The following is a 23,265-nucleotide window of genomic DNA, read 5'->3' on the forward strand; positions in this document are numbered from 1 at the left end:
CTATTCGGCTGCGGCGGCAATGGCGCCAGAATAGCCGAAGATTTCTTTCGCCGCTTTTGCTGTGACCAGACCTTCGGAAATATCCTGTTCGATCAGCACGCGCGAGCGCTCGCTGGCCCTGCCCCAGCCGCCACCGCCGGGCGTCTGAACTTCCAGACGTTCGCCGGTCTGAAGAACGACCTTGCCCTTGGGGAAATGCGACTTGCCCTGCTTCATCACCTTGCCGGCGGAACCGCTCTGGCCTTCCACTACGCCAAAGCAGGGGTGGCGGACGCGTTCCGATGCCAGATAGATGTTCATCGGGTTCCTGCCGAGATTGCGCAGAACGACGCGCTGGCCAAGGCCGCCGCGATGTTTGCCGGCGCCACCGGAATCGGCAATGAGTTCCTTGCATTCCGTCAACACCGGCACGGCGACCTCGAACATTTCGATGGCCGTGACCTTGCAATTGGATGGGAAACTCAGCGTATCCAGCCCGTCGAATTCGGCACGCGCGCCCTGCCCGCCATGGAAATTCTGCACGGAGCCGTATTGTGTGCCATCGTTACGCTGGCCGACGCAATTGGCCGCCCAGATCGGCGCGCCACCGCTATCGCCCAGAACCTTTTCCGGTACGATGCCTTCCAGCGCCTTGAAGATGAGCGAGGGAATGACGTGGCCGATGAGGTTGCGCGAATTACCCGCCGTCCATTCCTGCGGATTGAGGATGCAGCCGAGCGGCGCCTCGTCGGTGATCGGGACGATGCAGCCCTCATTATTGGGCGTTTCGGCATCGAGCAGGCATTTCAGCGCGTAAACCGAATGGGCGTAGCGGTAGTTCGTGCGGCAGTTGATCGAGTGCAGGACCTGATCCGACGTGCCGGTATAGTCCACATGAATGGAATCGTCCCTGACGATCACCGAGGCTTTCAGCTTGACGTCGACATCGTAGCCATCGAGCAGGACCTCGGCGGAATAGGTGCCGTTCGGCCATTCGCGGATCGCCTTGCGCGTCTGCGCCTCCGAGCGGGTGTGGATGGCGTCCGCGAGACCGTCGACATCGTCGAGTCCGTATTCATCGAGGAATTTGACGAGTTCGCGGCCCATGACATTATTGGCGGCGATCATCGATTCCAGATCGCCGCGCACTTCCGTGGGAAGGCGGACGGAGGCTGCGATGATGTCAAACACGTCCTCGTTGGGTACGCCGGCTTTCAGCAGCTTGACGATGGGGAAACGGATGCCTTCCGCGAAAATGTCGCTGGCTTCCGAATGCAGCGGCGCGCCGCCAATATCGGGAAGATGGGCGATCGATCCCGCATAGGCGACGACCTTGCCGTTCTTGAAGATCGGCGTGATCATCGTCACGTCAGGCAGATGGCCGGTTCCGATTTCCGGATCGTTGGTGGCGAGAACGTCGCCCTCTTCCAGCATCTCGACTGGAAACTTCGGCAGGAAATATTTCTGCGCCGCCGCTGGCAGCGAGGTGATGAAGACCGGGATCGACCAGGTGCATTGCGCCAGCGCCCTGCCCTTACTGTCGAGAAGTACCGTAACGTAATCATGGTTTTCGCGCACGATCGGCGAAAACGCCGTCTTGCCGAGCACGTTATCGGCCTGATCCGCGATGAAGATAAGGCGATTCCACATGACCTGGAGGTTGATCGGATCGTTGAAATCGGTTGCGGGTTTCGACATCTGACTGCCCCCTTAGAGAATGTTGATCACGAGATTGCCGTGGGCATCGACATGGAAGGTGCCGCTCGGCCCGACAACAGCCGTCGATTCACGCTGTTCCACAATGGCAGGCCCCTTCACCTCGTGGCCGACCGGCAGCTTGTAGTGGTCGTAAACCGAGGTCTCGACATAGCCGCCCGCCTCCTGAAAATAGACCTTCCGGCTGCCCTTCCGGGCTTCGGCAATGACGGTTTCATGCGGCCGGGTGACCTCATCCTTCTCGCCGCTGGCGCGCAGACGCCAGGTGATGACTTCCAGCGGTGCGGCCACCGTGCGGCCGAACAATTCGCGATAGAGCTTGAAGAAGCTGCTGCGCAATTCTTCGAGGAAGAGATCCTTCGGCAGGTTGCGGTCGGGAAGCACCACCGTGATCTCGTGTCCCTGCCCCACATGGCGCATGTCCACGGTATAACGATTGCTGATCGTCTCCTTCGGAACGCCGGCGGCCGAAACGACTTCCGCACCCTGAGTGGAAAGATCATCGAGCAGGCGGTTCATCGCCTCGATATCCCAGGCATCGAGCGCCATCGGATGGCTTGCGGAGAGATCGACGGCGACCGGCGCGATCAACAGGCCGATGGCGGAGCTGACGCCCGCGCCGGTCGGGCAGATGATGCGAGAAATACCGAGCTTGCGGGCGATGCCATAGGCGTGGACCGGGCCGGCTCCGCCGAAAGCCACCATCGGCAAAGAGCGCGGATCGACGCCGAGATCGGTCGCGTGCATGGCGGCCGCCTTGCTCATGGATTCATTGACGAGATCATGAATGCCCCAGGCGCAGCGTTCGACGGACACATCGAGAGAAGTGGCCAGTTTCGACATCGCCTCATGGGCGGCATCCTTCGACACCTTGAACGAGCCGCCGACGAAGGATTCCGTTCCCATGTAACCGAGCAGAATATCGGCGTCCGTCACCGTCGGCTCGGTTCCGCCGCGCTGATAGGCAGCCGGCCCCGGCATGGCGCCGGCGGAATGCGGGCCGACATCGAGAAGCCCGAGCGGGTTCTTCGCGGCGATGGAACCGCCGCCCGCACCGATCTCGATCATCTGGATCGACTGGATTTTCAGAGGAAAACCAGACCCTTTTCGGAAGCGCTGGTAATGCGCGACTTCGAGATCGGTGCCGACATTCGGTTCGCCATCGGGAATGAGGCAGAGCTTGGCGGTGGTGCCGCCCATGTCGAAGGAAAGCACGCTCGCTTCACCCGCCGTGCGGCCGAATTCGGCGGCGGCGACGGCACCCGCGGCGGGACCGGATTCGATCAGGCGCACGGGAAGTTCGGCGGCGCGGCGGCTCGGCACAAGGCCACCCGAAGAGGTCATCCACAGCACCTGCCGGTCGATGCCCTTTTGCGCAAATTCCCGCTGCAGATGGGCGACATGGCCGGACATTTGCGGGCGGGTATAGGCATTGACCACCGTTGTCGAGGCGCGGTCGAATTCCCGCATTTCCGGGCAGACCTCGGAAGACAGCGACACGAAAATGTCAGAGTCTTCCTCGCGCAGAAGGGCGGCAACGCGCTGCTCATGCTGCGGATATTTGTAAGCGTGCAGCAGGCAGACCGCCACCGAGCGGATGCCCTTTTCCTTCAGCCGCCCGGCAATCTCACGAACGGTTTCTTCCTTCAGTTCCGTCATGACTTCGCCATCGGCGGCGATTCGTTCTTCAGCACCAAAACTGTTGGCGCGGGTGACCAACGGATCGGGATATTTGATGTTCAGGTCGTAGAGATCGTAACGCCCCTCGTTGCGGATGCGCAGCATGTCCTGAAAGCCATCGGTGGTGACGAAACCGGTTTCGACGCCCTTTCGCTCCAGCACGGCATTGGTGACGACGGTGGTTGCGCCAAGCACCTGCAGGTTTTCGATGGCGATCGCATCCGCGTGCTTTTCCAGCAGTTCGGACACGCCCTGGACAACGGCTTCGGCCGGATTTTTCGGCGTGCTCAGGACTTTATGGAGGTGAAGTTCGCCACTGTCGTCCAGAAGCGCGAAATCGGTAAAGGTACCGCCAGTATCGAAAGCCAGTTTTGCCATTGTTTCCCTCGCGCGACCATGCAGCCTCTTTGGCTGCCTTTGGGACCCATAGATCGGGTCCGTTCACTGATGGAAAATTGAAGCGTTCCGTCGGCCTTTACCAACACAACCTCGGTCTGCCGCCATAGGGTTTGCTTATAGCGAATTCAGATGGCGCGGATGCCGGGGTGATGGCCGCTCTTGAGCTTGGTGACGATCTCGAGAAGCACGGAACGCGCCGCCAGAGCCGGCTCGGAAAGCGGCATATGATCGGAGACGCAAAGCGAAACCGTGGCGTCGATAACGGGGGTTGTGAGCGGGTGCAGCTGCGCGCCGCTGAAGCTCGGGGTTTCCAGAACAACGGAGGCTGGAAGGATCGTTGAGCCGAGGCCGTCCAACACAGCCGCGCCAAGCGCCGGCACGGATTCCAGTTCGGAAATGACCTCCGGCCGCGCCCGCGCCCGGGCAAGCCCCTCATCGATGAGCCGGCGAAGGAAATGCGCCTTGCTGGGCAGCAACATCGCGTGTCCATCCAGCGCCGAGAGCGGAAGCGGCTGGCCGGGTTCGGCCGGCAGCTTCATATCGGCTGGCGAGACGAGGAACATCTCCTCGCGGAACAGCGGCTCGAGCGTCACGCCCTTGATCGGATCGGAGGTGTAGATCAGCGCCATATCCATCTTGCCGGTCATGATCAGCTCGCTGAGGATGTGGCCGAAACTGTCGTTGATATGCACCGTAATGGCGGGAAACCGTGCCCTCATCTCCTTGATGAGCGGCAGGGACAGCGCGCTGGACGATGAATAGGTGGCGAGCCCGATGGAGACCCGGCCGGAGACCGAGCGGGCCGAGCGGTCGATATCGGTCTGCGCCTGCTCGATCTGCTTCAGCATGATCTGCGCATGGCGGTAGAGGATCAGCCCGGCTTCCGTCGGCGTGATGCCGACATTGCTGCGCAGCAGAAGCTGATGCTTGAAGTGCTGTTCCAGCGAGGCGATCTGCTGCGACAGCGCCGGCTGCGCCACACGTAAAATGCCGGCGGCGCGCGAGACGCTGCCGGTATCGACGATCTTGACGAAGCTTTTGAGTTTTTTGAAATCGACGCTCATCGGTCCCCACTTTTTGGGGAAATCCTAGCGCATCAGGGCGGAAACAGGAATGGGTTTCTGCTAGGAGGATGCGTAATTTCAATGGGATAGAGTGTTTTATGCACCGAGCTGAATAAACGACATACATGTTTCATGCTGGTCGGAAATCCTCTCCTCCTCATTCCTGTGCTTGTCACGGGAATCCAGCCGACGCGCGTCTGCGCGACGGGGAGAGTCCTTTCAGCCCAAGGACTTGGGCTGGCTGGATCCCTGTGACGAGCACAGGGATGAGGGACGCTGAACAGACCGCCCTCGGTCCTGCCGACTTGCCCTACCTTAACGCCGCCACCGCACGCTCGATGCGATTGCAGGCATCCTCCAGAACTTCCATGGAGGTAGCGAAGGAAATGCGGAAATAGGGCGAAAGCCCATAAGCCGCCCCCTGGAGCGCCGCCACGCCGACGCTGTCGAGGAGATAAAGAACGAAGTCGAGATCGTTTTCGATCACCTTGCCATCCGCCGTCGTCCTGCCGATTACACCGGCGCAGCTCGGATAGAGGTAGAAAGCCCCATCCGGAACCATGCAGGAGAGGCCGGGGATCGCGTTCAGACGCGATGAGGCGTAGTCTCGCCGCTTCTTGTAGACGGCGACGCTTTCCGCCACGAATGTCTGGTCGCCGGCAAGCGCATGGGCTGCGGCGGCCTGGCTGACCGAGGACGGGCAGGACGACATCTGAGACTGCAACTTGTTGATGGCGGCGACGAGTGCCGCCGGCCCTGCCCCGTAACCGATCCGCCATCCCGTCATGGCATAGGATTTTGAAACGCCGTTGGTTAGAAGTACCCGGTCCTTCAGTTCAGGCACGACGGCAACGAGGGTTTTCATCGGCTCGTCCTTGAACCAGACCTGATCGTAGATATCGTCGGAGAGTACCATGACATGCGGATGGCGCAGCAATACCTCGCCCAGCGATTTGAGTTCCGCTTCGCTATAGGCAGCGCCCGTCGGGTTCGAGGGGGCGTTGAGGATCAGCCACAGCGTTTTCGGGGTGATCGCCGCTTCCAGCGCTTCAGCCGTCAGCTTGAAGCCCGTTTCCTCCGGGCATGCGACGATGACGGGCGTGCCGTCATTGGCGATGACCATATCGGGATAGGACACCCAGTAGGGAGCCGGAATGATGACTTCCCCGCCATTCTCCACGCTTGCCATCAGTGCCAGAAACAGGATCTGCTTGGCGCCGCCGCCAACGCAGATTTCGCTATCGCCATAGGTGATGCCGAGACGGTTCTGGAAGTCGCTGATGATCGCCTTGCGAAGCGCCGGCGTGCCGTTGACCGATGTGTATTTGGTCTCGCCCCGGTCGATAGCGGCATGGGCCGCCGCCTTGACGGCCTCAGGCGTGTCGAAGTCCGGCTCGCCCACCGTCAGGTCGGCGATATCGCGGCCGGCGGCCTTCAGTTCACGGGCGCGGGCCGCGGCCGCCGTGCTTGGCGAAACCTTGATTCTCGACACGCGTGATGCTGGCACAAAAGCGCTCATGGTCTTTCCTCGTCTCAATCTTGATGCTCTAAGCTTGTCAGTGCGCGGCTTCGAGTTCGCCGCGCATCTTTCCGGTCAGGAACAATTCGCCAAGTTCGTCATGGGTGATCTCCGCCGGCGTGCCGTCCCAGATCACCCTGCCAAGACGGAGAATGACCGCGCGCTGCGCGACTTCCTTCGCCTTTTTGGTGTTCTGCTCGACCAGCAGGATGGTCATGCCGTTCGCATGCAGGCGCAGCAGTTCGTCGAACACGATGCCGATTGCGGCCGGTGACAGGCCGACGGAAGGCTCGTCCACCAGCAGCACTTTTGGCCGCTGCAGAACCGCCATCGCCACTTCGAGCAATTGCTGCTCGCCGCCCGACATGTTGCCGGCGAGCGTCGAGCGCCGGGTTTTGAGGATCGGGAAAAGGTCATAGACATAATCGCGGTCCGCCTTCACCTTGGCGTCGCGGATGGTATAGGCGGCCATTTGCAGGTTTTCATCGACCGTCATGACCGGGAAATTGCAGCGGCCCTGCGGCACGAAGGATATGCCCTCGCCCAGAATGGCGCGCGACGACAATCCGGCGATATTTTTGCCACGCCAGTCGATGCCACCTTCCTTGATGGTGGTCATGCCGTAGAGCGTCTTGAGCAGGGTGGATTTTCCCGCGCCGTTCGGCCCCATGAGGGCCACGAATTGCCCGGCCGGCACGTCGAGATCGACGCCGTTCAGGATATCGAGATTGCCGTAACCGGCGCGCAGGCCCTTGATGGAAAGATTGCTGTCAGCCGCCAAGATAGGCCTCCCTCACACGCTGGTCCTTGATGATGTCATGCGGCAGTCCCTCGACCAGTTTCGTTCCCTGATCGAGCACGACGACACGCTGGCAGATGCTGGTGACGACATCGATATTATGTTCGATGACGAGGAAGCTGACGCCGAGCGATTTGTTCGCATATTGGATCGTTTCCACCACGCGCTCGATGATCTTCGGATTGATGCCCGCCATCGGCTCGTCCAGCAGGATGAGCTTCGGCTCCGGCATCAGCATGGAGGCGAACTGGATGAGTTTCTGCTGGCCGCCGGACAGATTGCCGGCGGGTTGATGGCGAACGTCCCAGAGGCCTGCCATCTTGATCAGCTCGCGCGCCCGCTCTCTCAACCCGGCCACGCGGCGGCGCGACATGCCACCGAGGCCGAATGTCGACAGGAGCGAGGGAAAGGTGAACATCTGGCCGGCGATGACGAGATTTTCCTCCACATCGAGCGCCTTGAAGGTCACTGTCTTCTGGAACGACCGGAGCATGCGGCCTTCGCGGGCGATGCGGTTGAGCGACCAGCCGGTGATGTCCTGTCCGTCGAGTATCACCTTGCCGGTATCCGGCCGGGCAAGCCCGGTGCTGCAATCGAAGAAGGTGGACTTTCCCGAGCCGTTAGGCCCGATCAACCCGGCGATCTCGCCGCGATCGATGTGCATGCTGACATCGTTGACCGCCTTCACCGCGCCATAGGACTTGCTGAGGTTCTTTATCTCGAGGATGGGAAGATGAGCCGTCATTTCGAACCTCCGATCGCGTTCCAGAAGCGATTGATCAGGGGAGCAAAGCCTTTTTTGAACCAGAAAACGAGAACGAGAAGGCAGAAGCCATAGGCGATCATCCGCACTTCAGGAGCGACGCGCAGCGCCTCCGTCAGACCGACGAAAAGCAGGCTGCCGAACACGGTCCCCGAAATCATGCCAGCACCACCGCCAAGAACGATGATCAGCATCGTCGTGGAATAATACATCTGGAAGGTCAGCGGGCTGACCACCGTTAAATAGTGTGCATAGAGGCTACCCCCTACCCCGGCAAAGACGGCGCTCAGCATGAAGACGATCAGCTTGTAGCGCCAGGTGGGAACGCCGAGGGATTCCGCCAGCGTTTCGTTTTCGCGGATGGCGACCATGTTGCGGCCAGCCGGCGAGCGGACGATTGCCCATGCGGCAAGCGTTCCCAGCACGCAGGTGGCCAGAGCCAGATAATAGAAACTGGTGGTTCCGCTGACCGTGAAGGAGAGCGGGCCAAGCTCGAAATAGGGTTTAGGTATGCCGGAAAGGCCCATGTCGCCGCGGGTCAGCGAAATCCAGTTCTTGGCGATCGCCTGGCCGATGATGACGAAACCGAGCGTACACATGACGAAGGATGTCGAGCGAAGCCGCAACGCCGGAATGCCGAGCGGCAGGGCGAGCGCGCCGGAGACCAGGCCGGCAGCAATCAGGTTCACATAAAACGGCGTTTCATAGTGCACCGCCAGCAGGCCGGCGGTATAGGCGCCGATACCGAAGAAAGCCGCCTGCGCCAGCGATAACAGGCCGGTATAGCCGACGAGCAGATTGAGCCCGTGCGCCGGCAGCATGAAGATGAGCGCGATGATGAGCGAATGGGTAACGTAACGCGTGCCGATAAAGGGTGCGGCAAGTGCTACGACGATCAGGACGGCGGCGAGCGGAATGCGCAGATCGCGGCGGCGTGCCTGGGGAACGGTGTCTGTGAGAGACATGTCGAGTCCTCAAAATTCGAGTAAATTCGGCGGGCGCGGCTTCCAGAGCGTTTGGCTTTTTCCTCGAATCGCCAAAGCGCTCTAACTCTTTGTTTTTCCGCATTTCCGGACGGAAAACCGGGGTCCACTTTTCCTGGAAATGCTCTAGAAGCGCGCCTGCGTCGAAAACAGGCCGTGCGGACGCCACATCAGCATCAGGATCAGCGTTGCAAAGCCAACCGTGTCGCGGAATTGCAGCCCGACATAGGTGGCGACGAGGCTTTCGGCGATGCCGAGGATCATGGCCGCAAAGAAGGTGCCGCGTACATTTCCAAGGCCGCCCATGATGATGATCGGCAGGGTCTTGAAGGTGATGAGCTCCCCCATGCCGCCATAGACGCTGACATTGACCGGCGCGGTTAGAACGCCCGAAAGCGCGGCGAGCGCGGCGCCGAGAATGAAGGTGCGCAACACGACCTGCGAGACATCGATGCCGACCACGCCGCAGCATTCGACATTCTGCGAGACCGCCCGCATCGCCATGCCGAGACGGCTATAGGTCACCATCAGTTCCAGACCGACGAAAACGACGAGACACACGACCAGTATGAGCACGCGCTGCTGCGCCAGGGTGAAGCCGAGAATGGAAATCGGCTCGATATAACCACCGGCGAAAAACTTGTAGCCGCCGCCGAAAACGAAAATGATCGTGTTCTGCAGGATCAGCGCGATGCCGAGGGTGGCGAGAACGCCGGACTCCGCCGGCGCCCCCACCATTCTGCGCATCACCAGCTGGCCGACCACATAGGCCACGACAACGGTGGAAAGAACACCGACGACGATCGAGGCCTCATAGGAAAGGCCGAGATAATCGATGGCGAACCACGCCCCGAAGGTTCCGAGCATGTAATATTCGCCATGAGCGAAGTTGATGGCTCTCAGCACCCCGAAAATCATGGTCATGCCGACGGCGACGATCGCGTAGACGGAACCGGTGACGATCCCGTTTACGACTTGCTCGAGAATTGTCGAGAACATGGCTGTACCCCTCCCGGTCTATCAGTTCGCAGGGTACTGGATTTCCGCCGTATAAGCGCCCTTGATGCTGGGCTTGCCGTTCTCGATCTGGAGAAGGATCATCGGAAGGCGGGCCTGATTGTGATCGTCGAAGGTCACTTCGCCGACCGGGCTCTTGTACTTGATCTTCGAGAGGGCCTCGCGGACGGCATTGCGATCTGCGCTTCCGGCTTCCTTTATCGCCTGGGCGAGCAGGTTGACGGTATCCCAATGCACATAGGCGTGATTGTTCGGCGCTTCCTTATACGTGGCGGTGAATTTCTCCACGAAGGCCTTGCTGGCCGGACTATCGAATTGCGGCAGCCAGGCAGCGGCTTCCACGGCGCCCTCCATGGCTTTCGGTGCTGACTTGATCGTCTTTTCGGTGTTGAATTCGCCATTGCCGATCAGCACGACCTTGCCGGCAAGTCCGAGTTCCAGCATTTGGCGGGCGACGATCGGCGTGGTATCGGCGAGACCATACATGATGATCGCCTGCGCGCCGTTATCGCGGATCTTCGCCAGCACGCTGCGGAAGTCGACTTCGCCTTCCTTGTAATAATCTTCGCTGAGAATTTCGCCCTTGAAGTCGGGCAGGTATTTCTTGGTGAAGGTGATGGCGGAGCGGCCGTAGTCGCTATCGACCGAAAGGACGGCGAACTTCGTGAAACCGCGCTGTTCGGCGGCGTATTTCGCCACGACGAGCGCACGGTTCTCATCCGTCGGATAATTGCGGAAGGTCCATTTGAACCCGCCGACACCCGCCTGATAGGTGATCTTCGGGTTGGAGGATGCGGCGTTCAGCAGCAAAACTTCCGCATCTTCAGCGACAGGCTGCATCGCAAGCGTCACGGAGCTGGAGACGTCGCCAATGACAAAATCCACCTCGTCCTGATCGATCAGGCGGCGTGTGGCCGAAACGCCTTCGACCGGCGTGCCCTGGCTGTCGGCGTTGAAAAGTTCGATCTGCTGGCCGTTGATACCGCCGGCCGCGTTGATGTCCTTTACCGCCAGTTCCGCGCCATGCATGGAAAAAGCGCCGTAGCGCGCATTCGGGCCGCTCATCGGCGCGACGAGGCCGAGCCTTATCGTATCGGCCGCATAAGCGGAGGCGGAGAGCGCCGGCGACAGGCTCAGGATCGGAGCGACCGCGGCGGAAACCAGTAGAAGTCTGCGAGTAATACCGTTTTTCATGTTCCCACTCCTTTTCGGATTTATCTTTTCCGGCTTTGGCCGGGCGAGCTTTTGCCGCTTTTGCGGTTCTTGTCGATTAACGTCACGCTAATCTTTCAGGCAGAGTAGGTTCATCGCCGGATATTTTGCCAACACAAGTCCTTTCTGCCGCTATAGCGTTTCCTTATGCCGGCAGTTGTTTCCCCATCTCCAGGCGTCGTGTTTCGATTTTTGCATGTCTTCCATGCAGGCAAATGCCTGTATTTTTCGCGTTATTATGGGCATATTTTATGCAATCCCATCACTGGAAACTATGAAAATGAAACTTCACGAGACTGTTCGAAACTATTTCCGCAACCGCCGCGCCATGGCCGAACTGAGCGCGCTTGATGACAGAAGCCTTTCAGATATCGGCGTCAGCCGCTCGCATATCCGTTCCGCCGTGGAAGGCCGCCGCTAAACAGGCCGAGGGCCGCCTTCATGGGCGCCCGCGCGCGGCACAGGTGTTGAAAATCGTGCTCCAGAATCGGTAAAGCTCCGGTAGAACTCTCCTCCACATATCGGGCGGCGCTGTAAGAGCGCTGCCAGGACGAGAGCCGAATGAACCACTCCGATTATTCCCCCGAATATTCCATTGTCGCGAGAACTCCATCTGTCGAGGACTATCTGCGTCTTCGCGCCGTGGCCGGGCTAAGCCCCTTTTCGCAGGCGGCGGCGGAGAAGGGCTTGCAGGGCACGGTTTTCTCCGTGATGGTCCTGCACGCAGGTTCCGCCATTGGCATGGGCCGGCTGATCGGCGATGGCGGCTGCTTTTTTCAGGTCGTTGACATTGCCGTCGATCCCGCCCATCAGGGCCGAGGCTTGGGCAAGGCGGTCATGGATGCGCTGATGAACCATGTGAAAAACGAGCTTCCCGCTTCGGCCTATGTCAGCCTGATCGCCGACGTGCCGGCAAACAGGCTATACGAAAAATTCGGCTTCAAGGAGACCGCTCCGAGGTCGCTCGGAATGGCCTATCGCGTCAGCACGCCGGCTTGATCGCCGGCGGTCCGCAGCGCGGGTTCCTCCGGCCGGGGTGGGTCAGCCGTTCGATGCGGCTTTGAAAATCGCCAACTGATCGGCAAAGGCGCGTTTATAGGCGGGACGCGCCTCGCCGCGGGCGACATAGGCCGCGAGATTCGCGTATTCATCGAGAATGCCCGAACTTTTTATCCGTTGCAGCACCGATATCATCAACAGATCGCCGGCGCTGAATGCGCCGTCGAGCCAGTCGGCCTCACCCAGTCGGCGGGATAATTCGCCAAGCCGCTTGCGAATACGTTCATCGACGATCTGCAGGCGTTCCACGTGCCAGCTTTTGTCCCTTTCGAGAAAGCCGGTGACAAAATGCTCGACAATGGGCGGTTCCATGGTGCTGAGCGCGGCAAACATCCACATGATCGCGCGCGCCCGCGCATCCGCATCCTGTGGCAACAGGCCGGCATGGCGTTCGGCTATATGGAATATGATCGCACCGGATTCGAACAGGACGAGATCGCCCTCCTCATAGGTGGGAATCTGCCCGAAGGGTTGAAGCGCGAGATGCGCCGGCTCCCGCATCGCCTTGAAGGAAAGGAGGCGGACGTCATAGGGCTGGCCCACTTCTTCGAGTGCCCAGCGCACGCGCATGTCGCGGGCGAGACCCTTGCCGCCATCGGGCGAGCGTTCAAAGGCGGTGATCGTGATTGTCATTGCTGTTCTCCATGGCGTCTTTCCGGAGGGGGTAGCGCGCCGGGACCGGATATAGGCTGCGACCGATGACCGCGTCAGGATACCGGCTCGCCGGGGCGAAAACAATCATCGCCGGGCGCGCAGGGGCGTCATTGTCATACGGCTTTTCAGACCTATATCGATCGGGAACCCGCAGGCGGATGACGCCAAATCCAAAGGACCGACCGATGATCGACCCGAAACACGTGCTTCGACTCAATCTGCCGCTCTGGCAGGGCGGCGACAGACCGGATTATTACATTGGCAGCCGGGTTCTTTCCGCCATCGCGCCCGATCCGCGGGGCCCGGTGGAAACCATCGCCGTTCCACCGCCGGATGGAACCGGTGTGCGCCCGGTCAGCGCTGGCATAAAATCCCGCGAGACGAACCTCGCCATTCTCGGTGAGGTCCATGCGGCGATCGGCAGGCACAATCCTCAGGCCATCGTCACGCTCGGCGGCGATTGCCTCGTCAATCTCGGTCCCGTCACCTACCTCAACAATCGCTACCGGGACGATCTCGCCGTCATCTGGATTGACGCCCACCCCGATATCATGTCCGCCGCGCAATATGCCAACGCCCATGCGCATCTGCTGGCGGTGCTGATGGGGGAAGGCGACGCGGATTTCGTCGCCACCGTTCCTTACCGCGTGAAGCCGGAAAACGTGCTCTATGTGGGGCTGACCGAGACCACGCCCTATGAGACGGATTTCATCGCAAGGCACGGCATAGCCCGCCTTTCGCCGGAAGAATTGCGGGATGGGGACGCGCCGGTCACGGAATGGCTGAAGGCGCGCGGCCTGAAACATGCCGCCGTGCATTTCGACTTCGACGTGCTCGATCCGGCTCTTTACGATTTTCTTTTGTTTCGCGATCCGTCCGCACCGCCGGACGCCTTTGACGGCGTGGCCAGAGGTCGCATGACGCTGCCGCAAATTCAGCGGGTTCTCCTGTCCGTTTCCTCCGTATCCGAGATCGTCGGACTGGCCATAACCGAATATCTGCCATGGAGCGCCATCGAGCTGTCGCGGGAACTTCGCAAACTTCCCCTGCTCGGAAACGCGACCGCGAGCCGATAAAAACTGTGGCCATTTCGCGCAAAAACTCTAAGCTCCGGCGCTGGACACGGATTGCCGAGAACCATCAGTTTTCAGTTCAAATCATTAGGGAGAAAACATCAGATGAGCCTGCGTATCAACGACATAGCACCCGACTTCACCGCCGAGACCACCCATGGTCCGGTGAGCTTCCACGACTGGATCGGCGACGGCTGGGCGGTCCTGTTTTCGCATCCCAAGAACTTCACACCCGTCTGCACGACGGAGCTCGGCGCGATGGGCGGCCTGCAGCCGGAATTTGAAAAGCGTGGCGTCAAGATCATCGGTATTTCGGTCGACCCGGTCGAAAGCCATGAAAAGTGGAAGAACGATATCCGTACCGCGACCGGTTTCAACGTCGATTATCCGCTGATCGGCGACAAGGACCTGAAGGTCGCCAAGCTCTACGACATGCTGCCGGCCGGCGCTGGCGACAGTTCCGAAGGCCGCACGCCCGCCGACAACGCCACCGTGCGTTCCGTCTTCGTCATCGGTCCGGACAAGAAGATCAAGCTGGTCCTCACCTACCCCATGACCACCGGCCGCAATTTCGAGGAAATTCTTCGCGCGATCGATTCCATCCAGCTCACCTCCAAACATCAGGTGGCGACACCGGCCAACTGGAAGCAGGGCGAGGATGTCATCATCACCGCCGCCGTCTCCAACGAAGACGCGATTGCCCGTTTCGGTTCCTACGACACGGTTCTTCCGTATCTGCGCAAGACCCGGCAGCCCGGCTGATTTGAAGCCTTTGATGGGGCGGTGAGAGATCATCGTCCCATCCCTCGCCTCTCTCACGGCTTTATGATCCCGCCATGATAGTCAAGCCGGTATGTCTCGGTATGCCCCCGATAAATGCGCTCGACACCGGTGAAGGACCGGAACTCACCCTCATTCGTATCGACATAGACCAGATTTTCCACCGGGTGGGTGAAGCCGCCAAGGAACCGGCCCTCCCGATAGAGCGTGGAAAGCGACCGCTGAATGACCATGCCGGCGATCGTGGCATCGAGCATATCGGGCCGGAGGATGCGGCCGTAATAACTCATCGCCCACACCGCCGTTCCTTCGTGCCAGACAACCTCCTGGCCGATGAAATCGGTTCCCCCGAAATAGCTGTCGATATAGTGCCAGTCGCCGCTCTGATAGCCGAGGTCGTGCGATCCCTTACGCGTGGGCGTCGCGGATTTGTTGCCGCCGCCGACATAGGTGGCGGACTTGGCCTGCACGATGAACTCTTCCAACATGGGAAACCTTTTGGGATAAGAACATAAAGAGAACATAGGCGATTTTCAGGATGGTCGCAAGTGCGCCCCCTGGCCGGCATCGAACCTTCATTTCAGCAATGGCGGGCTTGGTAATCGCGGCGTTTGCGCTTAGAAGCGTGGCAGGAATTATCCGAAAAGAGTGTCCATGCCGCAAAACCCGCAAATCTATGTCGATGCCGATGCCTGCCCCGTGAAGCCGGAGATTCTCAAGGTGGCGGAGCGGCATGGGCTGGAAGTGACCTTCGTTGCCAATTCCGGTCTGCGCCCGTCGCGCGATCCCATGGTGAAAAACGTCATCGTATCCGCCGGTTTCGATGCGGCGGACGACTGGATCGCCGATCATGCCGGTGAGAACGATATCGTCATCACCGCCGATGTGCCGCTCGCCGGCCGCTGTGTCGCCAAGGGTGCGCTGGTCACGGGACCAACGGGTCGCGTTTTTGACCCGTCGAATATCGGGATGGCGACGGCGATGCGCGATCTTGGCGCGCATCTGCGCGAAACCGGCGAAAGCAAGGGATATAACGCGGCTTTTTCACCGCGCGACCGCTCGGCTTTTCTGGAGACGCTTGACCGTTTCTGCCGCCGTGTCAAAAAATGACGGCGCCAACAGAAAGGTGCCGCCCATGAGCCCGGCCAATATGAAAAGCAACAGCTATCGTCGCCATCAACCCTTCGTCATTGCTTTTTTGGTCGGTGCCATAAGCCTTGGCCTGGCGGTGGTTTTTGCGCCATCACTGGCAATTGAGATCGCAGCCGTCCTGTTCTTCCTGACTTATCTCACCTTGATTGGCTTTCGCCTGTCGGGCCTGACGGCGCAGCATCTGAAGGCCCATGCCGATAGCGACGATCTGCCGGCAGTCGCCATCATCGCCGTCACGCTGCTTGCCGTTGCTGTCGCGGTTGTATCGTTGTTTCAGGCCCTCAACCATACCGGCGAAACGGTCTGGGCGCTGCTCATCGCCTTCGCCTCGGTGATCTTCGGCTGGCTGACCATTCACACCATGACCGCCCTGCATTACGCCCATCTTTACTGGCGGCCGGCCATGGTGGACGGCAAGCCCCAGCATCGCGGCGGCATGGATTTTCCGGGGACGAAGGAACCCTGCGGTTATGACTTTCTCTATTTCGCCGTGGTGATCGGCATGACGGCGCAGACATCGGATGTGGGGATAACCACGACTGCCATGCGCAAGGTCACGCTGCTGCACTCGATCGTTTCTTTTTTCTTCAACACGGTTCTGGTGGCGGCTGCGGTCAATGCGGCCGTCTCGCTTGCAGGCTGAACCGGGAAATTTTCACAAGGAATGGCTTCATGAACATCATTTCGCAAAATACGGCCTTTGGCGGCATGCAGGGCGTATTTTCGCATCAATCCGAAACGCTCAAATCTGAGATGACCTTTGCGGTTTATGTGCCGCCGAAGGCTATCCACGAGCCCTGCCCTGTCCTGTGGTATCTTTCCGGCCTCACCTGCACCCACGCCAATGTCATGGAAAAAGGCGAATATCGCCGCATGGCGTCCGAACTCGGGCTGATCATCGTCTGCCCGGACACCAGCCCGCGCGGCAATGACGTGCCGGATGAGCTGACCAACTGGCAGATGGGCAAGGGCGCCGGATTTTATCTCGACGCCACGGAGGAACCGTGGTCCGAGCACTACCGGATGTACAGCTACGTGACGGAAGAACTGCCTGCCCTCATCGGCCAGCATTTCCGTGCGGATATGAGCCGCCAGGGCATTTTCGGCCATTCTATGGGCGGCCATGGCGCGATGACCATTGCGCTGAGGAATCCCGACCGTTTCAAGAGCTGCTCCGCCTTTGCGCCGATCGTGGCTCCCTCTTCGGCCGACTGGTCCGAACCGGCGCTGGAAAAGTATCTCGGTGCGAACCGGGCCGCATGGCGTCAATATGATGCCTGCTCGCTTGTCGAGGATGGCGCGCGTTTCCCCGAATTCCTGATCGATCAGGGCAAGGCCGATAGTTTCCTCGAAAAGGGCCTGCGCCCCTGGCTGTTCGAAGAGGCGATCAAGGGCACGGATATCGGCCTGACATTGCGCATGCACGATCGCTACGACCACTCCTATTATTTCATTTCCACCTTCATGGACGACCATTTGAAGTGGCATGCGGAGCGGTTGGGATAAGGATGGAGAAGCGGGCCGGCGGCGCTGCGTGAGCGCCACCGTTTCGTATTCAACCGGATATTACGGGATGCGGGCAATGACCTTGATCTCGAAATCGAAGCCGGCGAGCCAGTTGACGCCGACGGCGGTCCAGTTCGGGTAAGGCGGTTTGCTGAAAATCTCCTGCTTGACGGTCATGATCGTTCCGAACTGGTTTTCCGGGTCCGTGTGGAACGTCGTCACATCCACGAGATCGTCGAAGGTGCAGCCTGCTGCCGCAAGCGTTGCCTTGAGATTCTCAAAGGCCAGCCGGACCTGACGTTCAAAATCAGGTTCAGGCGTTCCATCGGCACGGCTGCCGACCTGGCCGGAAACGAAAAGAAGATCACCGGATCGGATGGCTGCGGAATAGCCATGCTCTTCGTAAAGCGCATGCCTGTTAGCGGGGAAAATTGCTTCGCGTACGGTCATTATGCATCTCTCTTGTTGGCTGAGTGGCAAAGGATGCGTGAAGTATCGCTCTTCACATACGTTGCGTATGCGAGATAGTGACATACGCGTCGGATGTCAATTATATATACGGAACGTATGTGAACTTAAGGGCGCGAGATGCACCTTGTCGGAGTCCGGGGTATTTAAAAGCTGATATAGACGAACAGCCCTCAGCCTTCGTCTTGCGCCCTGCTTATGGAAACAGAGCCGTCGCAAGTGTCGTCGGGCCGGGCCGGTTCAGCCTGAATTCGCGGATCACGCGTTCGGCGACGCCATAAGCGAGTTCCTGCTCGATCGACTGATTGTCGAAGCTGACGACGGTGGCGGTGAATTTGGCTTCCGCGATCACCTCTCCCGTCGCCACGGCGGCAGCGCGCACGATGACCTTGGCCGATGCTCTTTCCCCGAACAGGAAGGGGCCGCGTGTAACGGAAGCGAGACGGATGGTCAGCACCACCCGCGGCCGGGTTTCTCCGCGCGCCGTGGTCTTGATGGCGTTCTGCACCTGCGCATGAATGGACTGCATCAGCGCCGGAGCGACATCCGGGCGTGCGGCAACGAATGCACCGCGCACATCGTAAAGCAGCCGGTCGGCATTGGTCGCTTCCGGTTCCAGCCTGAAAGACATGAGCGTGAAACACGCCAGCACAACAATGCCAAGGCGTTTCATCGTGGTGATCATGATCAACGGCTCCCCTAACGTGAGGTAACCGCATATTCGGCTATCAGGGTTAGAAAAGCGTTAAGCAGCGCTCTTCAGCGACTCCAGAACATGGAGTGCGGCGCGCATGTCGATGAGCCTGACGGTGCGGCGTTCCAGCGCCTCCTCGTCCTCCCCCCATTGCTCGGCGGTCCAGTCTTCATCGAGATGGGCGAGCGCCCATGCTTCTTCCAGCGTTAACTCTCCCTCCGCCAGTGCAAGGGCCAGAATGGCGGAACCGGTCAGCGAGGTCATGGTGTGCAGGGCGGCAAGCGCAATCGGTGTATCGTATTTTTTCAGCGTTACCGCAAAAGCCGCGATGGCTTCGCGCGGCTGGTCTTGATGCATGACGCCTTCGACGAGAATGAAGCGCGCTCCAAGCACATTGGCCGCCCAGTCCAGAACCGGATCCCAATGGTCCGTCTGGCGCGCAACCAACGCTTCCGGATCGCCGGCGCGATAGCAGAGGAGATCGGAAGAGGAAAAACGGAGTATGTCTTCGAAAACCGCCTGGGTATCGTTGGCGACGCCATCAATGGCCGTGTTCACATGCCGCGAGACGGGCATGACCACCGGATTGACCACATCTTTCTGGGCATCCCATTCATCGCGAAGCAGTTCCGCCAGCGCGCGCGTCGGGACGGTCAGCGGCTTCTTGGCGGGGGTGCGCAGCGGCTTGCCATCGAGAAGAATGGCAAAGCTACCCTCCTCCGCTTCGCCGACGGTGACATCCTTGTAGAACCGCTTGGGCAAAGGTTTCTGCATCTGGATTTGCGCGCGCAGGATCGGGTCGGGATGGCTGAGGCCCTCCGAAAGGTCGTTCAGGAGATCACGCATGGCACGTCCTCATCAGTCGGGTTATTAGGGATTATCGGCCGGAACATAGGCCGGGATTTCTCGCGGATGGCTGACGACCGCATCAGCGCCCGCCTTCCAGAGATCGTCGACCGAGGCATAGCCCCAGGCGACACCGATGGCTTTTGCACCCGCAGCCTTGGCCATCTGCATGTCATAGATCGCATCGCCGATCACGACAGTATCGGCCGGAACCATGCCGGTTTCATGGCAGCATTCCATCACCATGGCCGGGTGCGGCTTGGAGGGGCAATCATCCGCCGTGCGCGAAACGATGAAGTGATCGGCAAAGCCGTGGGTCTGAAGAATATGGGTAAGACCGCGCCGGCCTTTGCCGGTCACCGCGCCGATCAGCACATCATCGCGTTTCGAAAGCGTATCGATCAGAGTGGCGATACCGTCGAAAAGCGGCACGGTCATCTCCGGCCGCTCCCGCAGGGGATGATAGATTTCCCTGTAGCGTTCCGTCATCGCCCTCGCTTCATCATCCACATGCGCCTTGCCGAGCATGCGGGCGATGGCGATATCCAGCGTCAGACCGATGATCGCCTTGGTTTCGGAGATATCGGGGCGCGGTTTGCCAAAATCAGCAAAAGTATCGGCCATGACGGCATGGATCAGGCCGGCGCTATCCACCAGCGTGCCGTCGCAATCGAAAAGAACGAGCTTCATCGCTTTCAGTCTTCCCTATCGCCATCGGCCACGTCGAGGCCGAGCAGGTTCCAGGTCTGCACCATATGCGGCGGCAAGGGTGCGCTGACCCGAAGCCGGCCGCCATTCGGATGCGGTATGTCGATATGGCGCGCGTGGAGATGCAGGCGCTTCTGGATGCCGCCCGGGAAATCCCAGTTCGGATCGTCGATATAATATTTCGGATCGCCGATGATCGGGTGGCCCATGTGCAGCGCGTGCACGCGAAGCTGATGGGTGCGGCCCGTATAGGGTTCCATTTCCAGCCAGGCGAGGTTTTGCGCGGCGGTATCGATGACCCGGTAATAGGAAACGGCGTGATCGGCCCCCTCCTCGCCATGCTTGGCGATGCGCATGCGATCGCCGTCCATCGTCTGTTCCTTGACCAGCCAGGTGGAAATCTTGTCCTGATGCTTGCGCGGCACGCCCTTGACCAGCGCCCAATAGGTCTTCTTGGTATCGCGTTCGCGGAAGGCGGCTGTCAGCTTCTGCGCGGCACCGCGGGTGCGGGCAACCACCAGCACGCCCGACGTATCGCGGTCAAGGCGGTGCACCAGACGCGGCTTTTCGCCCTTCTGGTTGGTCCAGGCTTCCAGCAGCCCGTCAATATGGCGGGTGACGCCCGAACCGCCCTGCACGGCGATGCCAGCCGGCTTGTTGAAGACGAAAACCTTGTCATCCTCATGCAGGAGCATGCGCGCCAGGAGTTCGCCATCTTCGGAGTGTTTGAGGTCCTTCGATCCGATCGGTCCGGTTTTGACCTTGAGATCGGAATCGACCGGCGGCACGCGCACCATCTGTCCCGGCTGGACGCGCGCATCCGTCTTTACCCGGCCGCCATCCACACGCACCTGGCCGGAGCGCAGAAGCTTCTGCAACTGTCCAAAACCAAGTCCGGGATAATGAACCTTGAACCAGCGATCGAGGCGCATACCGGCCTCGTCGGCCCCGACCTTGATGTGCTCGATACCTGCCATGAAATTTCCAGTCTTTCTGTCCTGATCGCGCGCCCTATTCGCCAGCGCGCCGCTTGGACCAAGCCTTTAGAACAAACTGCGGCCCAAGGCCAGCCCGGCGAAAACCGCCGCGATGGAAACCACAAGGCTGGCAAGCACGTAAACGGCCGAAAGCCCGAGCGCGCCACGTTCGAAAAGCGCCACCGCATCGAGCGAGAAGGACGAAAAGGTGGTAAACCCGCCGAGCACGCCGGTGACGAGGAAGAGACGCATTTCCATCGAGGCGTTCAGCCGCCGCGCCACAAGCTCGACCAGCAGGCCGATCAGGAAAGATCCGACCACATTGACTGCCAGTGTCCCCCAGGGGAAATTCAGCCCCGCCAGTCGCACGCTCCACACGCCGACCAGATAACGGAAAACGGAACCGATTGCGCCGCCTGTAGCGACAAGAGCGATATTGAGCATGGGGATGTATCTCCGGGGAAATGCCTGATCGGGCAGTCCGAGGCATTTCTAGACCATGGGAACCGCTAGAGAAACCCCTTTGCGCGGCGCTTTCGACCATTAAAATACGATTAAATTGCAGCTCCGCGATTTAGCCTTCCAACAATGGGCAGGTGTTATTCTCCGGGTTTTCAGGGTCGGCGAAGATGGCCGGAGGTTCGATGACACAGGTTCTTTCCGTTTCCGCGAATACAGCGGCCTATGCGCTGGAGGCGATGAAGCCGCCGCAACGCGTGCCGCGCAAAAGCGAGGTTGAAGAGGCTATTCACGAACTGGCGCGCAAGGCCGAACACGGGGACGACTTCCAGCTGCGGGGCCTGATGACAACGATCAAGCCGCCAGCCCTCACCCTCTATTTCCTGATCGCAAGCAGCCAGCGCCAGGAACCGCAGGCGACACTGGAGCAGGCCGTGGAGGCCTACGAGGAGAACAGCTTCACCTCAAAATCGGAAAGTAATTTATAAATCAGTCTTATATGTAGAGATTTTAATGTCGTTTGTTCAGTTTTACGCCATATGGGTGGATCCGCGCATTCAGCCTGGTGTCAGACTGGTCTTCTAGATGTTTATGACCGAGTTCCGGAAAACCATATGGGCAAATGCCATCCTGCCTTTTCCGCCACGGCGCTGAAGAACAAACACGATAGATGAAAATTTGCGGCTACCGGACCTGTCACGCGTTCCGGTAGCCGTTTTTCATTGGTCAATTATGCTGGTGGTCGCCGCCGCCCTTGGCTGCGCCCGCCGACAGCACGATCTCGACCTTGCCGGCCTTTTCGAAGATCAGTGTCACCGGCACCTTGTCGCCTTCGGCAAATGGCTTCTTCACGTCAAAGAACATCATGTGCAGGCCGCCGGGCTTCAACTCCACCGTCTGACCTGCGGGAATGACGATGCCGTCATCCAGCTTGCGCATTTTCATGACGTCGTTGACCATGGCCATCTCGTGGATTTCAGCCCGGCCGGCGGCGGAGGATTCGACACCGATCAACTTGTCGTCGCTGTCGCCGGTGTTCTTGACCGTCACGTAACCACCGCCCACGGGCTGGCCCGGCAGCATGGCCTTGGTCGTACCGCCCGACACCTCGAGGCTGCCGGCCTTCACGACATCCATATCCATGGCGGAGTGATCATGGCCACCGGCATGCGCAGCCTTTGCGGCGACGCGAATGGTCGGAGCGGGACTTTTCAGGGAATGCGGATCGACGCCGGCCGCTGCCACTTCGTCCCAGGAAACCTTGCCCTTGTCGCCGCAGAGCTGCGTTACCTCGAATGGCAGATCCTGCCCTGCTTCGACGCCAGAGATCTTACCCTGCACGGCGAAGGTATCATAGAACTCGTCCGGCAGGTTGCCGCCCTTCCAGCGGATTTCGACCGGTCCGCTTTTGATCTCCTTGCCGTGGTTGTTGTAAGCCTTCTGGTAGTCTCCCTTGATGACCTCCAGTTCCCAGCCGGCCTTGGGCTGCGGCTTGGCGGAAATGAAGCCTTCCGGCAGCTTGATCTGAACTTCGGTGGTGGCGAGCCCGCCTTCGCAGCCATGCGGCACCTGAAGGGCCGCGACGACGGTGCTTTCCTGTTCGGCCGAACCGTCAACGAATGTGGCGTGAGCGAAAGCCTGCGCGGCCGAAACCGAGACGACGAAAAGGCTGCAGGTGATGATCTTGGTGGTTTTCATTTGTTTGTCCCTGCGACTGCGATCCCTATGGGTCCGTGCAGCCGCTCCGTGCCGCCCAAG

General features: G+C 59.9%; 26 protein-coding genes. 8 read left to right on the top strand and 18 right to left on the bottom strand.

Features of this window, described 5'->3' with window-relative positions:
* The 9 genes from AC5YUO_RS00495 to AC5YUO_RS00535 all read right to left on the bottom strand — a co-directional run bounded on the left by AC5YUO_RS00495 (position 1) and on the right by AC5YUO_RS00535 (position 11,113).
* Positions 1–1,677 (bottom strand): hydantoinase B/oxoprolinase family protein, encoded by a 1,677-nt coding sequence (locus tag AC5YUO_RS00495; protein WP_496153892.1) that lies wholly within the window; start codon positions 1,675–1,677, stop codon positions 1–3.
* Between the two features lie 12 nt (positions 1,678–1,689).
* Positions 1,690–3,753 carry a hydantoinase/oxoprolinase family protein gene (locus tag AC5YUO_RS00500; RefSeq protein ID WP_496153893.1) on the bottom strand — a complete coding sequence of 688 codons (2,064 nt, stop codon included), beginning with the start codon at positions 3,751–3,753 and terminating at the stop codon, positions 1,690–1,692.
* A gap of 146 nt (positions 3,754–3,899) precedes the next feature.
* On the bottom strand, positions 3,900–4,838 hold the full coding sequence (nac, locus tag AC5YUO_RS00505) for a nitrogen assimilation transcriptional regulator NAC (RefSeq protein WP_496153894.1): 939 nt from the start codon (positions 4,836–4,838) through the stop codon (positions 3,900–3,902).
* Positions 4,839–5,148: 310 nt separating this feature from the next.
* Positions 5,149–6,357 carry an aspartate transaminase gene (locus AC5YUO_RS00510; RefSeq protein ID WP_496153895.1) on the bottom strand — a complete coding sequence of 403 codons (1,209 nt, stop codon included), beginning with the start codon at positions 6,355–6,357 and terminating at the stop codon, positions 5,149–5,151.
* Between the two features lie 37 nt (positions 6,358–6,394).
* Positions 6,395–7,138, bottom strand: a complete 744-nt coding sequence (locus AC5YUO_RS00515; protein ID WP_496153896.1) for a branched-chain amino acid ABC transporter ATP-binding protein — start codon at positions 7,136–7,138, stop codon at positions 6,395–6,397.
* Positions 7,128–7,901: an ABC transporter ATP-binding protein gene (locus AC5YUO_RS00520; protein ID WP_269346180.1), complete on the bottom strand. Its 774-nt coding sequence runs from the start codon at positions 7,899–7,901 to the stop codon at positions 7,128–7,130. The genes AC5YUO_RS00515 and AC5YUO_RS00520 overlap by 11 nt, the downstream gene beginning before the upstream one ends.
* Positions 7,898–8,884, bottom strand: a complete 987-nt coding sequence (locus AC5YUO_RS00525) for a branched-chain amino acid ABC transporter permease (RefSeq protein ID WP_496153897.1) — start codon at positions 8,882–8,884, stop codon at positions 7,898–7,900. The genes AC5YUO_RS00520 and AC5YUO_RS00525 overlap by 4 nt, the downstream gene beginning before the upstream one ends.
* Before the next feature lie 144 nt (positions 8,885–9,028).
* Positions 9,029–9,901: a branched-chain amino acid ABC transporter permease gene (locus AC5YUO_RS00530; protein WP_496153898.1), complete on the bottom strand. Its 873-nt coding sequence runs from the start codon at positions 9,899–9,901 to the stop codon at positions 9,029–9,031.
* 21 nt (positions 9,902–9,922) lie between these two features.
* A complete protein-coding gene (locus tag AC5YUO_RS00535) occupies positions 9,923–11,113 on the bottom strand; it encodes an ABC transporter substrate-binding protein (RefSeq protein WP_020008945.1) in 1,191 nt (396 codons plus the stop codon).
* Between the two features lie 298 nt (positions 11,114–11,411).
* On the opposite strand from AC5YUO_RS00535, the gene AC5YUO_RS00540 reads away from it, so the two are divergent.
* Together AC5YUO_RS00540 and AC5YUO_RS00545 are read left to right on the top strand one after the other, a co-directional pair.
* Entirely contained in the window at positions 11,412–11,552 is a 141-nt protein-coding gene (locus AC5YUO_RS00540) for a DUF1127 domain-containing protein (RefSeq protein WP_400812462.1), read from the top strand.
* A gap of 140 nt (positions 11,553–11,692) precedes the next feature.
* Entirely contained in the window at positions 11,693–12,130 is a 438-nt protein-coding gene (locus AC5YUO_RS00545) for a GNAT family N-acetyltransferase (protein WP_496153899.1), read from the top strand.
* Positions 12,131–12,172: 42 nt separating this feature from the next.
* Here the strand turns inward: AC5YUO_RS00545 and AC5YUO_RS00550 are convergent, their stop codons facing one another.
* Positions 12,173–12,823, bottom strand: a complete 651-nt coding sequence (locus AC5YUO_RS00550; RefSeq protein ID WP_496153900.1) for a glutathione S-transferase family protein — start codon at positions 12,821–12,823, stop codon at positions 12,173–12,175.
* Positions 12,824–13,029: 206 nt separating this feature from the next.
* Between AC5YUO_RS00550 and AC5YUO_RS00555 the strand changes: the two genes are divergently transcribed.
* Both AC5YUO_RS00555 and AC5YUO_RS00560 read left to right on the top strand, forming a co-directional pair.
* A complete protein-coding gene (locus AC5YUO_RS00555; RefSeq protein ID WP_496153901.1) occupies positions 13,030–13,920 on the top strand; it encodes an arginase family protein in 891 nt (296 codons plus the stop codon).
* Positions 13,921–14,022: 102 nt separating this feature from the next.
* Positions 14,023–14,679, top strand: a complete 657-nt coding sequence (locus AC5YUO_RS00560) for a peroxiredoxin (RefSeq protein ID WP_496153902.1) — start codon at positions 14,023–14,025, stop codon at positions 14,677–14,679.
* A 53-nt stretch (positions 14,680–14,732) separates the two neighbouring features.
* On the opposite strand, the gene AC5YUO_RS00565 is transcribed toward AC5YUO_RS00560, so the two are convergent.
* On the bottom strand, positions 14,733–15,185 hold the full coding sequence (locus AC5YUO_RS00565) for a DUF5680 domain-containing protein (protein ID WP_496153903.1): 453 nt from the start codon (positions 15,183–15,185) through the stop codon (positions 14,733–14,735).
* Between the two features lie 166 nt (positions 15,186–15,351).
* On the opposite strand from AC5YUO_RS00565, the gene AC5YUO_RS00570 reads away from it, so the two are divergent.
* Genes AC5YUO_RS00570 through fghA form a run of 3 tightly spaced genes read left to right on the top strand, consistent with a single transcriptional unit; the run spans position 15,352 to position 17,355 of the window.
* Positions 15,352–15,807, top strand: a complete 456-nt coding sequence (locus AC5YUO_RS00570; protein ID WP_400812452.1) for a YaiI/YqxD family protein — start codon at positions 15,352–15,354, stop codon at positions 15,805–15,807.
* 25 nt (positions 15,808–15,832) lie between these two features.
* Entirely contained in the window at positions 15,833–16,492 is a 660-nt protein-coding gene (locus AC5YUO_RS00575) for a DUF1345 domain-containing protein (RefSeq protein WP_496153904.1), read from the top strand.
* A 29-nt stretch (positions 16,493–16,521) separates the two neighbouring features.
* Positions 16,522–17,355, top strand: coding sequence for an S-formylglutathione hydrolase (fghA, locus tag AC5YUO_RS00580; protein ID WP_496153905.1), 834 nt, complete (start codon positions 16,522–16,524; stop codon positions 17,353–17,355).
* Positions 17,356–17,415: 60 nt separating this feature from the next.
* Here the strand turns inward: fghA and AC5YUO_RS00585 are convergent, their stop codons facing one another.
* From AC5YUO_RS00585 to crcB, 6 genes are all read right to left on the bottom strand, one after another.
* Positions 17,416–17,805 carry a RidA family protein gene (locus tag AC5YUO_RS00585; RefSeq protein ID WP_496153906.1) on the bottom strand — a complete coding sequence of 130 codons (390 nt, stop codon included), beginning with the start codon at positions 17,803–17,805 and terminating at the stop codon, positions 17,416–17,418.
* Positions 17,806–18,019: 214 nt separating this feature from the next.
* Positions 18,020–18,508 (bottom strand): hypothetical protein, encoded by a 489-nt coding sequence (locus AC5YUO_RS00590; protein WP_496153907.1) that lies wholly within the window; start codon positions 18,506–18,508, stop codon positions 18,020–18,022.
* Between the two features lie 60 nt (positions 18,509–18,568).
* A complete protein-coding gene (locus AC5YUO_RS00595) occupies positions 18,569–19,363 on the bottom strand; it encodes an ATP12 family chaperone protein (RefSeq protein WP_496153908.1) in 795 nt (264 codons plus the stop codon).
* A 24-nt stretch (positions 19,364–19,387) separates the two neighbouring features.
* The gene (locus AC5YUO_RS00600; protein WP_496153909.1) at positions 19,388–20,053 is read right to left on the bottom strand and encodes an HAD family hydrolase; all 666 of its coding nucleotides are present in this window, start codon (positions 20,051–20,053) and stop codon (positions 19,388–19,390) included.
* 5 nt (positions 20,054–20,058) lie between these two features.
* Entirely contained in the window at positions 20,059–21,048 is a 990-nt protein-coding gene (locus tag AC5YUO_RS00605) for an RluA family pseudouridine synthase (RefSeq protein WP_496153910.1), read from the bottom strand.
* Between the two features lie 66 nt (positions 21,049–21,114).
* On the bottom strand, positions 21,115–21,492 hold the full coding sequence (gene crcB, locus AC5YUO_RS00610; RefSeq protein ID WP_496153911.1) for a fluoride efflux transporter CrcB: 378 nt from the start codon (positions 21,490–21,492) through the stop codon (positions 21,115–21,117).
* Between the two features lie 200 nt (positions 21,493–21,692).
* Here crcB and AC5YUO_RS00615 point away from each other — a divergent pair, with 200 nt between their 5' ends.
* Positions 21,693–21,995, top strand: a complete 303-nt coding sequence (locus tag AC5YUO_RS00615) for a hypothetical protein (protein WP_035239747.1) — start codon at positions 21,693–21,695, stop codon at positions 21,993–21,995.
* Between the two features lie 238 nt (positions 21,996–22,233).
* Here AC5YUO_RS00615 and AC5YUO_RS00620 read toward each other — a convergent pair whose 3' ends face one another.
* On the bottom strand, positions 22,234–23,205 hold the full coding sequence (locus tag AC5YUO_RS00620) for a copper chaperone PCu(A)C domain-containing protein (RefSeq protein WP_496153912.1): 972 nt from the start codon (positions 23,203–23,205) through the stop codon (positions 22,234–22,236).
* Between the last annotated feature and the right edge of the window lie 60 nt (positions 23,206–23,265).

It is taken from the genome of Agrobacterium sp. LEGMi-208b, from assembly GCF_059511785.1.

Excerpts from the sequence above, each read along its gene's own strand:
- AC5YUO_RS00620 (WP_496153912.1), bottom strand. The coding sequence starts at position 23,205 with ATGAAAACCACCAAGATCATCACCTGCAGCCTTTTCGTCGTCTCGGTT.
- AC5YUO_RS00585 (WP_496153906.1), bottom strand. The coding sequence starts at position 17,805 with ATGACCGTACGCGAAGCAATTTTCCCCGCTAACAGGCATGCGCTTTAC.
- AC5YUO_RS00540 (WP_400812462.1), top strand. The coding sequence starts at position 11,412 with ATGAAACTTCACGAGACTGTTCGAAACTATTTCCGCAACCGCCGCGCC.
- AC5YUO_RS00565 (WP_496153903.1), bottom strand. The coding sequence starts at position 15,185 with ATGTTGGAAGAGTTCATCGTGCAGGCCAAGTCCGCCACCTATGTCGGC.
- AC5YUO_RS00615 (WP_035239747.1), top strand. The coding sequence starts at position 21,693 with ATGACACAGGTTCTTTCCGTTTCCGCGAATACAGCGGCCTATGCGCTG.
- crcB (WP_496153911.1), bottom strand. The coding sequence starts at position 21,492 with ATGCTCAATATCGCTCTTGTCGCTACAGGCGGCGCAATCGGTTCCGTT.
- AC5YUO_RS00575 (WP_496153904.1), top strand. The coding sequence starts at position 15,833 with ATGAGCCCGGCCAATATGAAAAGCAACAGCTATCGTCGCCATCAACCC.
- AC5YUO_RS00495 (WP_496153892.1), bottom strand. The coding sequence starts at position 1,677 with ATGTCGAAACCCGCAACCGATTTCAACGATCCGATCAACCTCCAGGTC.
- AC5YUO_RS00530 (WP_496153898.1), bottom strand. The coding sequence starts at position 9,901 with ATGTTCTCGACAATTCTCGAGCAAGTCGTAAACGGGATCGTCACCGGT.
- AC5YUO_RS00510 (WP_496153895.1), bottom strand. The coding sequence starts at position 6,357 with ATGAGCGCTTTTGTGCCAGCATCACGCGTGTCGAGAATCAAGGTTTCG.
- AC5YUO_RS00600 (WP_496153909.1), bottom strand. The coding sequence starts at position 20,053 with ATGAAGCTCGTTCTTTTCGATTGCGACGGCACGCTGGTGGATAGCGCC.
- AC5YUO_RS00595 (WP_496153908.1), bottom strand. The coding sequence starts at position 19,363 with ATGCGTGATCTCCTGAACGACCTTTCGGAGGGCCTCAGCCATCCCGAC.
- AC5YUO_RS00520 (WP_269346180.1), bottom strand. The coding sequence starts at position 7,901 with ATGACGGCTCATCTTCCCATCCTCGAGATAAAGAACCTCAGCAAGTCC.
- AC5YUO_RS00570 (WP_400812452.1), top strand. The coding sequence starts at position 15,352 with ATGCCGCAAAACCCGCAAATCTATGTCGATGCCGATGCCTGCCCCGTG.
- nac (WP_496153894.1), bottom strand. The coding sequence starts at position 4,838 with ATGAGCGTCGATTTCAAAAAACTCAAAAGCTTCGTCAAGATCGTCGAT.
- AC5YUO_RS00545 (WP_496153899.1), top strand. The coding sequence starts at position 11,693 with ATGAACCACTCCGATTATTCCCCCGAATATTCCATTGTCGCGAGAACT.
- AC5YUO_RS00525 (WP_496153897.1), bottom strand. The coding sequence starts at position 8,884 with ATGTCTCTCACAGACACCGTTCCCCAGGCACGCCGCCGCGATCTGCGC.
- AC5YUO_RS00535 (WP_020008945.1), bottom strand. The coding sequence starts at position 11,113 with ATGAAAAACGGTATTACTCGCAGACTTCTACTGGTTTCCGCCGCGGTC.
- AC5YUO_RS00590 (WP_496153907.1), bottom strand. The coding sequence starts at position 18,508 with ATGATCACCACGATGAAACGCCTTGGCATTGTTGTGCTGGCGTGTTTC.
- AC5YUO_RS00605 (WP_496153910.1), bottom strand. The coding sequence starts at position 21,048 with ATGGCAGGTATCGAGCACATCAAGGTCGGGGCCGACGAGGCCGGTATG.
- AC5YUO_RS00500 (WP_496153893.1), bottom strand. The coding sequence starts at position 3,753 with ATGGCAAAACTGGCTTTCGATACTGGCGGTACCTTTACCGATTTCGCG.
- AC5YUO_RS00550 (WP_496153900.1), bottom strand. The coding sequence starts at position 12,823 with ATGACAATCACGATCACCGCCTTTGAACGCTCGCCCGATGGCGGCAAG.
- fghA (WP_496153905.1), top strand. The coding sequence starts at position 16,522 with ATGAACATCATTTCGCAAAATACGGCCTTTGGCGGCATGCAGGGCGTA.
- AC5YUO_RS00560 (WP_496153902.1), top strand. The coding sequence starts at position 14,023 with ATGAGCCTGCGTATCAACGACATAGCACCCGACTTCACCGCCGAGACC.
- AC5YUO_RS00555 (WP_496153901.1), top strand. The coding sequence starts at position 13,030 with ATGATCGACCCGAAACACGTGCTTCGACTCAATCTGCCGCTCTGGCAG.